This window comes from Aromatoleum evansii (genome assembly GCF_045689615.1).
Lineage (GTDB): Bacteria > Pseudomonadota > Gammaproteobacteria > Burkholderiales > Rhodocyclaceae > Aromatoleum > Aromatoleum evansii.
The window spans coordinates 1294025-1305894 of the sequence record NZ_CP141259.1; the positions used below are offsets into that span (position 1 = coordinate 1294025).

Consider the following 11870-nt stretch of genomic DNA (forward strand, 5'->3'; position numbering starts at 1 on the left):
GGAGGCATGCAGCTGGAAGCCGGTCGCGCCGACATGGTGTTGCCGGTGATGCCTCGGGAGGGCTCCGCCGGAAGTCGCTGGTCCGGCGCCAATTCCAACTGTTGGAGGAGTGCTGTGGAAAAGATCTGGCTGAAGAGCTATCCCCCCGGGATCCCGGCGGAAATCGACGTAAACGAGTTTTCGTCGCTTGCCGACGTCTTTTCTCAGGGCGTGCGTCAGTTCGCCGATCGTCCCGCCTACGTGAATATGGGAAAGACCATCACGTACGCGGAGCTGGACCGGCTGTCGGCGCAGTTTGCGGGTTACCTGCAGGGCGAGTTGAAGCTGCCGCGCGGTTCGCGGGTGGCGCTGATGATGCCCAATCTCCTGCAGTACCCGATTGCGATGTTCGGTGCCTTGCGTGCCGGCTATACGGTCGTGAACGTCAACCCGCTCTACACGGCGCGGGAGCTCGAACATCAACTTCGGGATTCGGGGGCGGACACGATCGTCATCGTGGAGAATTTTGCGCGCACGCTCGAGGATGTACTGCAGCGCTTAAAGGTGCGCAATGTGGTGGTGACCAGTCTCGGGGAGCTTCTCGGCTTCCCCAAGAACATGCTGGTCGATTTCGTCGTGCGCCATGTCAAGAAGTTGGTGCCGTCGTGGAATATCCCCGGTTCCGTGCGATTTTCTGGCGCCTTGGCCGCGGGCGGACGACATCCGCTGCAGGCGGTGGCGATCGGTCACGACGACATCGCCTATCTCCAGTACACCGGTGGCACGACAGGCGTGGCGAAGGGGGCCGTCCTGACGCACGGCAACATCGTCGCGAACCTGCAGCAGGCGCATGCGTGGATCAAGCCTTACCTGCGCAAGGAGGGTGAGATCATCATTACGGCCCTGCCGCTATATCACATCTTCTCCCTGACGGCGAATTGCCTGACGTTTTTCAGGGTCGGCGCGTTGAACGTGCTGATCACCAATCCGCGGGATATTCCGGGGTTCGTCAAGGAGTTGGCGAAGTATCGATTTACCGCGATCACCGGTGTGAACACGCTGTTCAACGCGCTTTTGAACAACGAGGATTTCAGCAAGCTGGATTTTTCGTCCCTGCACATCACGCTGGGCGGCGGGATGGCCGTGCAGCAGGCGGTGGCGGAGAAGTGGCGGCGCGTGACCGGTCGGCCGCTCGTGGAGGCATACGGCCTGACGGAGACGTCGCCGGCGGTGACGATCAATCCGCTCGATTTGCCGCAGTTCAATCACTCCATCGGCCTGCCGGTCTCGTCCACGGAGGTCAGCATCCGCGGCGACAGCGGCGAGGAGGTGCCGCTGGGTCAGCCTGGTGAGCTGTGCGTGCGCGGCCCGCAGGTTACGCGCGGATACTGGCAGCGGCCGGAGGAGACGGCCAATGCGTTCACCGCGGACGGGTTCCTGCGCACCGGCGATGTGGCGACGATCGACGAGCGTGGGTTCGTCCGCATCGTCGATCGCAAGAAGGACATGATTCTCGTGTCGGGCTTCAATGTCTTCCCGAACGAGGTCGAGGATGTCATCGCGAGCCATCCGGGGGTGCTCGAGGTGGCGGCGGTGGGGGTTCCCGACGAACGGACCGGCGAGGCGGTGAAGGTATTCGTGGTGCGCAAGGATCCTGCCCTGACGAAGGAGGATATCGTCGCGCACTGCCGGACGAACCTCACCGCATACAAGGTGCCGCACCTGGTGGAGTTTCGCGACGAGTTGCCGAAGACGAACGTCGGCAAGATCCTCCGTCGCCTGTTGCGGGACGGGCAGGCGTGAGGGGCGACGCTTGTGTTTCATGTGCGCGTGTGTTTAGATTCGTCCGCTAACAGTTTCTTTTTGTCCCGATGACCACTCTGGTTCGCGCCCTCTTCGTAGTAGCCCTGTCCGTACGCGTAGTAGTAGGCGTAGGCGGCCGCGCGTCTCGAGGGTAAGGACAGAAGCAAGCAACAGATTCCAACCCCCGCCGGCGCGCAAGCCCGGCGGGGGTTTTGTTTTTTGCGCCGCCGGTCTTGATGCCCGACACCAAACCGAAGGAGCGCAAGATGATGCAGATGACTGGCGCCGAGTTGATCGTGCGCCTGCTTGAACGGCAGGGTATTCGTACCGTTGCAGGAATCCCGGGGGGAGCGATCCTGCCCTTGTACGACGCCTTGTCGGGTAGCGACGTCATACGCCACGTGCTCGCTCGTCACGAGCAGGGGGCGGGTTTCATCGCGCAAGGCATGGCGCGGGTGTCCGGAAGTCCCGAGGTGTGTTTCGCGTCGAGTGGGCCGGGTGCCACGAACCTGGTGACGGCGATCGCGGACGCTCGCCTCGATTCGATTCCGATGGTCGCGATTACGGGCCAGGTGCCGCTTTCGATGATCGGCACCGATGCGTTCCAGGAAGTCGATATCTACGGCATGACCGTGCCGATCACCAAGCACAACTTCCTCGTCCGCTCCGCCGCGGAGTTGCTGGAGGTTGTCCCGCAGGCATTCCGGATCGCGATGTCGGGTCGTCCCGGGCCGGTACTCGTCGACGTTCCGAAGGATGTGCAGAATCAGTTGGTGAGTTTCGAGGCCTATCCCGAGCCGGCAGTGCCGGATCCGGCGCCGACGCTGGACATGGCGGCGATCGAGTCGGCGGCGAAGATGATCGACGAGGCCGAGCGTCCGGTGTTGTACCTCGGCGGGGGCGTGGTGCATTCGGGGGCCTCGCGGCTGGCTGTGACGCTGGCCGAGCAGGCGGGGCTGCCGACGACGATGACGCTGATGGCGTTGGGCACGATGCCGGTCGATCACCCCTTGTCCATCGGCATGCTCGGTATGCATGCCGCGCGCTATACGAATTTCATTCTCGAGGAGTCGGACCTGCTGATCTGCGTGGGGGCGCGCTTTGATGATCGCGCGATCGGCAAGGCGGCTCAGTTCTGTCCCAATGCGCGGATCATCCATATCGACATCGACCCCGCGGAGTTGCACAAGATCAAGACGGCCCACGTCGCGATCAATGGCGATGTGTCGACCGTCCTGGAGGCCTTGCTGCCGCGCGTGAAGCACAGCTTGCGCAAGCGCTGGCTGGCGCACGTGGACAGCCTGAAGTCGCGTTTCCCGATGACGATGCCGGGGTGTGACGATCCGCGCACTCACTACGGCCTGGTGCATGCGGTCGCAGCCGCGCTCGACGACGAGGCCGTCATCGCGACGGACGTGGGGCAGCATCAGATGTGGGTTGCGCAGGCATATCCGTTCCGGCGACCTCGCCAGTGGCTGACTTCGGGCGGCCTCGGGACGATGGGCTTCGGTGTTCCGGCCGCGATCGGCGCCGCACTGGCGGAGCCCGATCGTACCGTGGTGTGCTTCACCGGCGACGGGAGCTTCAAGATGAACATCCAGGAGCTCGCAACGCTCGCGGAGGAGGGGCTGAACGTCAAGATCGTGCTGATGAACAACAACTCGCTCGGTCTGGTGTACCAGCAGCAGAGTCTGTTCTACGGCAAGCGCGTGTTTGCCTCCAAGTACCGCGGCGAGCCCGATTTCCTGAAGATTGCCGAGGGTTTTGGCATTGCCGGAGTTGATCTGGACGGTTCGCCGAACCCGCGTGCAGCGCTCGCGCAGGCGCTGCAAACCCGTGGGCCGTGCCTGATCCATGCGTCGATCAGTCGCGAGGAATTCGTCTACCCGATGGTGCCGCCGGGCGCCGCCAACACTGAAATGATCGGAGGTTGAACATGATCGAACAAGTCGCCGAGCCCTTGCAGCAGCAAGGTTTCGCCAAGGTGGTTCTCGAGTTGGAGGTCAACAACCATCCCGGCGTGATGAGTCACATCTGCAATCTGTTTGCGCGCAGGGCGTTCAACGTCGAGGGCATCCTGTGCATGCCGATGTCGGATACCAGTCGCAGCCGCATCTGGCTGCTGGTGTTCGAGGATCAGCGGCTCGAGCAGATGGTGCTGCAGGTGGAGAAGCTGGTCGATGTGCTGTCAGTGCGCCGCCACGGTGCGGAACACGAGGTATTCGAGCGACTCGAGAAGTTCTTCCATTGACCTCCGGCTGGGCGCGGGCCCGGTCGCCCGGAAGGGGCCATCTGGCGCTGTGTTAAACTGCATGGCTCCTTCCGATTCACGTTCTGGTCGAGATTGCGATGTCCGGCAACACCTTAGGCAAACTCTTTTGTGTCACCTCCTTCGGTGAGTCCCACGGTCCGGCGATCGGCTGCGTCGTGGATGGGTGTCCGCCGGGGCTTCCGATTTCTGCGCAGGAGATCCAGGTGGAGCTCGATCGGCGCAAGCCGGGCACTTCGCGCCACGTGACCCAGCGCCGTGAACCTGATGAGGTGGAGATCCTGTCGGGGGTGTTCGAGGGGGTGACGACCGGCACCCCGATCGCGCTCCTGATCCGCAATCAGGACCAGCGTTCGCGCGACTACGGCAACATCTCCGAGACCTTCCGCCCGGGCCATGCCGACTACGAGTACTGGCAAAAATACGGAATTCGCGATCATCGCGGCGGCGGTCGTTCCTCCGCGCGCGAGACGGCGGTGCGGGTGGCGGCTGGCGCGATCGCGCGGAAGTGGCTGAACGAGCGCTACGGCATCGTGATCCGCGGCTTCATGTCGCAACTCGGCCCCATCCCGATCCCGTTCGAGAGCTGGGACGAGGTTTCGCGCAACCCGTTCTTCGCGCCCAACGCGGGAATCGTTCCGCAGCTCGAAGCCTACATGGACGAGCTGCGCAAGTCCGGGGATTCGATCGGCGCGCGTATCGACGTGGTGGCGACGGGCGTTCCGGTGGGTTGGGGGGAGCCTGTCTATGACCGGCTCGACGCCGACATCGCGTACGCGATGATGGGTATCAACGCGGTCAAGGGGGTGGAGATCGGTGCAGGTTTCGAGTGTGTGACGCAACACGGCACCGAGCATTCGGACGAGATGACCCCCGAGGGCTATCTGACGAATAACGCGGGCGGTGTGCTCGGCGGAATTTCCAGCGGCCAGGACATCATCGTGAGCATGGCGGTCAAGCCCACCTCCAGCATTCGGCTCGATCGCCGTTCGATCGACAAGCAGGGCAATCCGGTGATCGTGAATACGCACGGGCGGCACGACCCCTGTGTCGGCATCCGGGCAACTCCGATTGCCGAGGCGATGCTGGCCATCGTGCTGATGGATCACGCATTGCGCCATCGCGCGCAATGCGGCGATGTGACGACTGACACGCCCCGGATCGCTCGGCTCGCGCCCCAGGGCGTGCAGCGCGTCCCGCCGCCGCGCGCGTGAGCGGGGCGGTTTTTGCGTCGAGTGCCGGTGCCGTGGCCGGTCGTCGGGGCATGAGGGTCTGAATTGCAGCCAGGCGTCGCGGTGGTTCCCTACTGGCGGCTGTCGGCCTACTACTTTTCCTATTTCGCGTTCGTCGGCGCCTTTTCGCCCTATTTCACGCTCTACCTGCAGTCTATCGCGCTGACGGCGACCGACATCGCGCTGCTGATGTCCCTCATGCAGGTTATGCGCGTGCTTGCGCCGGGCATGTGGGGCTGGCTGGCCGAACATCTCGGCCGACGGCTCACGATCATCCGCTTGTCTGCCTGGGCGAGCCTAGTCGGTTTCAGCGTCTTCTTCTTCACGACGCGTTTCGAAGGCCTGTTTCTGGCGATGGCCTTGATGGCTTTTTTCTGGAGCGCTGCCCTGCCTCTGGTCGAAAGCCTCACGTTCGCCCATCTGGGCGCCCAGGCAGGGCGTTACGGCAGCATCCGCGTGTGGGGGTCAGTCGGGTTCATCGCGGCGGTGCTCGGGTTGGGTTATCTGCTCGATTTCCTGCCGCTCGATTCGGTGTTGTGGATTACCGCGGCGATCCTCGCGGCGATCGCCCTGAGCGCGGCGGCGCTGCCCGAGGCGGCACGACCGCTTGCCCATCGGGAAAGCGCGAGCCTGCGTGAGACGCTGCGGCGTCCGGAGGTGCGGGCGCTCCTGGTGGCCTGCTTCCTGATGTCGGCCGCGCACGGCGCGTTGTACGTGTTCTATTCGATTTTCCTCGTCGATCACGGCTACGACAAATCGATCGTCGGCTGGATGTGGTCGATTGGCGTGATCGCGGAAATCCTTGTCTTCATGTTCATGCCGCGATTGCTGCGCCGGCACTCGATGCGCGCGATCCTGATCTTTGCGTTTGCGTGCGCGGTCGCGCGTTTCCTAGCGATTGGCTGGGGTGTGGGCTCGTTTGCCGTACTGGTGTTTGCCCAGCTGCTGCATGGAGCAACGTTCGGGGCTTACCATTCGGCGGCGATCGCGGCAGTGAATCAATGGTTCCGCGGCAGGCTGCAGTCGCGCGGGCAGGCCCTCTACGGCAGTATTTCGTTCGGTGCCGGCGGGATGCTCGGGGGGCTCGTGAGCGGATATACGTGGGAATCCGTGGGGCCGGCGTGGACCTATACTTTGGGGTCGCTGTTCGCGCTTGCAGGCCTCGTCTGGCTGGTGCTGGGCTGGCGCAGCGGAGCGGAATCGAAGGCGGAAGGAGGGATTGGATGACGAGTCGATTTGCGACGATGGTCGGGGTTGCGGTGGTGGCGTGGCTCGTGTCCGGCTGCCAGACGGTGCAGACGACCGGGGGTGGTGCGGTGGGCGTCGATCGCGACCAGATGATGATGGTATCGGCGGCCGAGGTCGAGCAGGCATCCGGCAAGCAGTACCAGCAGTTGATCGGCGAGGCGCGCCAGAAAGGCGTGCTCAATCGCGACCCGGCGCAGCTCGCGCGCGTGCGCGCGATCTCGAATCGCCTGATCCCGCAGACCGTGGCATTCCGGCGCGATGCTGCGCGATGGCAGTGGGAGGTCAACGTGATCCGCTCCGACGAGCTCAACGCCTGGTGCATGGCGGGAGGGAAGATGGCGGTCTACTCGGGGCTCATCGATCAGCTGAAACTCACTGATGACGAGCTTGCCGCGGTGATGGGGCATGAGATTGCGCACGCCCTGCGGGAGCATTCGCGCGAGCAGATTTCCAAGGCCATGGTGACGAGTGTCGGGGCTTCGGTTGCTGGCGCGATCCTGGGAGTCGGTCAGCTCGGTACGGATCTCATGGGCATGGTCGGCAAGGTGACCTTCGAATTGCCGAATTCGCGCCTGCACGAGACCGAGGCCGATCGCATCGGCGTCGAGCTTGCGGCGCGCGCAGGCTACGACCCGCGAGCGGCCATCAGCCTCTGGGACAAGATGGGGGCGCGCTCGAACGGCGGTCCGCCTCAGTGGCTTTCGACCCACCCTGGCCACGACAGCCGGCGCAGGGATCTCGGCGAGTACGCCCAGCGGGTCATGCCGCTCTATGAGCAGGCACGCCGCTGAGCGGGGCGCTGCCTATCCAGTCGGCGGCGCGTGTGAAATAATCAAAACCTTTTCCTTGTCTTTCCTCGGGATATATCGGATGGAAGCCCAGACGCTGTACGAAAAGTTGTGGTCCAGTCACGTCATCCATGAAGAGGCCGACGGCACTGCACTGATTTACATCGACCGCCACCTGGTACACGAGGTAACCAGCCCGCAGGCTTTCGAAGGGCTCAAGCTCGCCGGGCGCAAGCCGTGGCGCGTGAGCTCGATCGTCGCGACCGCCGATCACAATACGCCGACCGATCACTGGGAGCGGGGTATCGTGGATCCGGTCTCGCGCCAACAGGTCGAGACACTGGATGCCAACATCCGCGAAGTCGGCGCGCTGGCCTATTTCCCGTTCAAGGACGCGCGCCAGGGCATCGTGCACGTGATCGGACCGGAAAACGGCGTCACGTTGCCCGGCATGACGGTGGTTTGTGGCGACTCGCATACCTCCACGCATGGCGCGTTCGCCTGTCTGGCGCACGGCATCGGCACCTCCGAGGTCGAGCACGTAATGGCCACGCAGTGCCTGCTGCAGAAGAAGTCCAAGACCATGCTCGTGAAGGTCGAGGGGCAACTCGGGCGTGGGGTGTACGCCAAGGACATCGCTCTTGCCGTGATCGGCCGTATCGGCACGGCCGGCGGTACGGGGTACGCGATCGAGTTCGGCGGCAGCGCGATCCGCGCGCTGACGATGGAAGGGCGCATGACCCTGTGCAACATGGCGATCGAGGCGGGTGCGCGTGCGGGCCTGGTCGGCGTCGACGACAACACCATCACCTACCTGCGTGACAAGCCCTTCGCGCCCAAGGGCGAACTGTGGGACAAGGCCGTGGCGTATTGGCGCACCCTCAAGTCAGATGAGGGGGCGCGTTTCGATCGCGTCGTCGAACTCGACGCTGCCGAGATCCTGCCGCAGGTCACCTGGGGGACCTCTCCCGAGATGGTCGAGACGGTGGCCGGCCGCGTGCCCGATCCGGCGAAGATCGCCGATCCGGTCAAGCGCGAAGGCGTCGAGCGCGCCCTCAAGTACATGGGGCTCGCCCCGAACACGCCGATCAGCGAAATTCCCGTGGATCAGGTGTTCATCGGCTCGTGCACCAACTCGCGCATCGAAGACCTGCGCGAAGCCGCCGCGGTCGCCAAGGGCCGCAAGAAGGCGGCGAGCGTCAAGCGTGTGCTGGTCGTTCCCGGATCGGGGCTGGTGAAGCGCGAGGCCGAGGCGGAAGGCCTCGACAAGGTCTTCATCGACGCCGGCTTCGAGTGGCGTGAGCCGGGATGCTCGATGTGTCTCGCGATGAACGCCGACCGTCTCGAGCCCGGCGAGCACTGCGCCTCGACCTCGAACCGCAATTTCGAGGGGCGGCAGGGGGCGGGCGGACGCACCCATCTCGTCAGTCCCGCGATGGCCGCTGCTGCGGCCGTCACCGGACGCTTCGTGGATGTCCGCGAACTGGCCTGAACGCAGCTGGCGCGACGATGCGCCGACGACCGATATTGACAGGGATGGCCGAGCCATCCAGAGGGTAGTGAAAGAATGAAACCGTTTACCACACTCGACGCGCTGGCCGTGCCGCTCGATCGTGCGAATGTCGACACCGACGCGATCATCCCCAAGCAGTTCCTGAAGTCGATCAAGCGCAGCGGCTTCGGCCCGAACCTCTTCGACGAATGGCGTTACCTCGATCACGGCGAACCGGGGCAGGATTGCAGCGGCCGTCCGCAGAATCCGGACTTCGTGCTGAACAAGGCGCGCTACCAGGGCGCGCAGATCCTGCTCACCCGTGACAACTTCGGCTGCGGCAGTTCGCGCGAACATGCGCCGTGGGCGCTGGAGGATTACGGCTTTCGCGTGCTGATCGGCACGAGCTTCGCCGACATCTTCTTCAACAACTGCTTCAAGAACGGCGTGCTGCCCATTGTGTTACCGTCGGCGCAGGTTGACGAGCTCTTCCGTCAATGCGAGGCGGCCGAGGGATATCGCCTGGTCGTCGATCTGGCGGCGCAGACGATCACCCGTCCGGACGGAGCCCGCATCAGCTTCGATGTGGATCCGTTCCGCAAGGAATGCCTGCTCAACGGCTGGGACGACATCGGCCTGACGCTGCGCCACGCCGACAAGATCCGCGCTTTCGAGGAAAAGCGCCGCGCCGATCACCCCTATTATTTCGCCTGAGCAGCGCTGCGAGGGCACCAGGAGAAAACTGTTGATGAAGATTTGCGTTCTGCCGGGCGACGGGATCGGTCCGGAAATCATGGCTGAAGCCGTTCGCGTGATTCAGGCGCTGGACCTGAAGTTCGAACTCGAAGAGGGACTGCTGGGCGGCGCCGCGGTCGATGCAACCGGCGACCCGTATCCGGAAGCGACGCGCAAGCTCGCGCGCGAAGCCGATGCGGTGCTGCTTGGCGCGGTCGGTGGTCCGAAGTGGGACGGCCTGCTGCGCGAACAGCGTCCGGAGCGTGGCCTGCTGGGGATCCGCAAGGATCTCGGGCTGTTTGCCAACCTGCGTCCGGCGATCCTCTACCCCGAGCTCGCGAACGCCTCCACGCTCAAACCCGAGGTCGTGTCCGGCCTGGACATCCTGATTGTGCGCGAACTGACCGGCGATATCTATTTCGGCCAGCCGCGCGGCATCGAGAATCGTGACGGCGAGCGCTACGGCTTCAACACAATGCACTACACCGAGTCCGAGATCCGTCGCATCGGCCGCGTCGCCTTCGAGGCCGCCCGCAAGCGCAACAAGCGCCTGTGCTCGGTCGACAAGATGAACGTGCTGGAAACGACGCAGCTGTGGCGCGACGTGATGACCGAACTCGCGCCGGAATATCCGGATGTCGAGCTCACCCACATGCTGGTCGACAACGCCGCGATGCAGCTCGTCCGTGCACCCAAGCAGTTCGACGTGATGGTCACGGGCAACATGTTCGGGGACATCCTGTCGGATGAGGCCTCGATGCTGACCGGCTCGATCGGGATGTTGCCGTCGGCCTCGCTCGACGCGAACAACAAGGGCCTCTACGAGCCGTCGCACGGCTCCGCCCCCGACATCGCCGGCAAGGGCGTCGCGAACCCGCTCGCGACCATCCTTTCGGCGGCGATGATGCTGCGCTATACGTTCAATAACGAGGCCGCCGCTGCCCGCGTCGAGACGGCCGTGAAGAAGGTGCTCGCTCAGGGGTATCGCACCGGCGACATCTATGAGCCGGGTACGACGAAGGTGGGCACGAAGCAGATGGGCGATGCAGTTCTGGCTGCGCTCTGAGATTTTTGGCAATTCGAGGTATAGCAAATGAACAAGGTTGGTCTGGTCGGTTGGCGTGGCATGGTCGGTTCCGTGCTGATGCAGCGCATGGTCGAGGAGGGCGACTTCGCCCACATCGAGCCGGTGTATTTCTCGACGTCCGCCGCGGGCGGCAAGGCGCCTGCCTTCGGTGGCAAGGAAGCCGCGCTGCCGCTGCAGGATGCGTCGAACATCGACATGCTCAAGCAGATGGACATCGTTATTACCTGCCAGGGCGGCGACTACACCAAGGCCGTCTATCCGCAGCTGCGCGCAGCGGGCTGGAAGGGACACTGGATTGACGCCGCGAGCGCGCTGCGCATGGAAGACAGTGCGGTGATCATCCTGGATCCGGTCAACATGAACGTGATCAAGGATTCGCTCGTGAAGGGCGGTCGTGACTGGATTGGCGGTAACTGCACCGTCTCCCTGATGCTGATGGGCCTCGGTGGCCTGTTCAGGCACGACCTCGTCGAGTGGGTCTCGGCGATGACCTACCAGGCCGCCTCCGGCGCTGGCGCACAGAACATGCGCGAGCTGCTCGCCCAGATGGGCGCCCTGCACGACGCCGTGAAGGCGGAACTCGCAGATCCCGCGTCGGCGATCCTCGACATCGACCGCAAGGTCGCTGCGACCATGCGCTCCGCCGATTTTCCGGTGAAAAACTTCCGCGGCGCCGCACTGGCGGGCAGCCTGATCCCGTGGATCGACGTGCCCGTCGATAACGGACAGTCGAAGGAAGAATGGAAGGGTGGCGCCGAGTGCAACAAAATCCTGGGCCGCCCGGCATTCCGCAGCCCCGGCAGCATCCCCATCGACGGGCTGTGCGTGCGCATCGGCGCGATGCGCTGCCACTCGCAGGGGCTCACGATCAAGCTGCGCAAGGACGTGCCACTCGACGAGGTTAGCGACATCATCGCGAAGGCAAACGACTGGGTGAAGGTCGTGCCGAACGAGCGCGAGATTACCGAGCGCGAACTGACCCCGGCGGCCGTCACCGGCACCCTTGCCGTTCCGGTCGGGCGTCTGCACAAGATGGCGATGGGGCCGGAGTACCTCGGCGCCTTCACCGTCGGCGACCAGCTGCTGTGGGGGGCCGCCGAACCGCTGCGTCGCATGCTGCGCATCCTTCTCGATCGTTGATCGCCATGACATGAGGAAACGGCGGTCGTTCCGCCGTTTCCGATGTCCTATGCCGCGGTCCTCGAGGCAGGATGGCGGCGTTCATGCCGTGGAAAAT

10 protein-coding genes are annotated in these 11870 nt (G+C 64.1%); all 10 read left to right on the forward strand.

Annotated features, from left to right (window positions below; all coding sequences use genetic code 11):
• Positions 1-114: 114 nt before the first annotated feature.
• The 10 genes from U5817_RS05930 (at position 115) to asd (ending at position 11773) form a co-directional block, all read left to right on the forward strand.
• On the forward strand, positions 115-1782 hold the full coding sequence (locus U5817_RS05930; RefSeq protein ID WP_407281026.1) for a long-chain-fatty-acid--CoA ligase: 1668 nt from the start codon (positions 115-117) through the stop codon (positions 1780-1782).
• 266 nt (positions 1783-2048) lie between these two features.
• On the forward strand, positions 2049-3716 hold the full coding sequence (ilvB, locus tag U5817_RS05935) for an acetolactate synthase large subunit (protein ID WP_407280011.1): 1668 nt from the start codon (positions 2049-2051) through the stop codon (positions 3714-3716).
• Between the two features lie 2 nt (positions 3717-3718).
• Positions 3719-4033 (forward strand): acetolactate synthase small subunit, encoded by a 315-nt coding sequence (gene ilvN, locus U5817_RS05940; RefSeq protein ID WP_407280012.1) that lies wholly within the window; start codon positions 3719-3721, stop codon positions 4031-4033.
• Between the two features lie 98 nt (positions 4034-4131).
• Positions 4132-5265, forward strand: coding sequence for a chorismate synthase (aroC, locus tag U5817_RS05945; RefSeq protein WP_407280013.1), 1134 nt, complete (start codon positions 4132-4134; stop codon positions 5263-5265).
• An 81-nt stretch (positions 5266-5346) separates the two neighbouring features.
• A complete protein-coding gene (locus tag U5817_RS05950; protein WP_407280014.1) occupies positions 5347-6510 on the forward strand; it encodes an MFS transporter in 1164 nt (387 codons plus the stop codon).
• On the forward strand, positions 6507-7322 hold the full coding sequence (locus tag U5817_RS05955; RefSeq protein ID WP_407280015.1) for a M48 family metallopeptidase: 816 nt from the start codon (positions 6507-6509) through the stop codon (positions 7320-7322). The genes U5817_RS05950 and U5817_RS05955 overlap by 4 nt, the downstream gene beginning before the upstream one ends.
• Positions 7323-7401: 79 nt before the next feature.
• Entirely contained in the window at positions 7402-8811 is a 1410-nt protein-coding gene (leuC, locus tag U5817_RS05960; protein WP_407280016.1) for a 3-isopropylmalate dehydratase large subunit, read from the forward strand.
• 75 nt (positions 8812-8886) lie between these two features.
• Complete coding sequence (leuD, locus tag U5817_RS05965; protein ID WP_169125119.1) at positions 8887-9525, forward strand: 3-isopropylmalate dehydratase small subunit; 639 nt, start codon at positions 8887-8889, stop codon at positions 9523-9525.
• A 34-nt stretch (positions 9526-9559) separates the two neighbouring features.
• Positions 9560-10612 (forward strand): 3-isopropylmalate dehydrogenase, encoded by a 1053-nt coding sequence (leuB, locus tag U5817_RS05970; RefSeq protein WP_407280017.1) that lies wholly within the window; start codon positions 9560-9562, stop codon positions 10610-10612.
• Between the two features lie 27 nt (positions 10613-10639).
• Positions 10640-11773: an aspartate-semialdehyde dehydrogenase gene (gene asd, locus U5817_RS05975; RefSeq protein ID WP_407280018.1), complete on the forward strand. Its 1134-nt coding sequence runs from the start codon at positions 10640-10642 to the stop codon at positions 11771-11773.
• Positions 11774-11870: the final 97 nt, after the last annotated feature.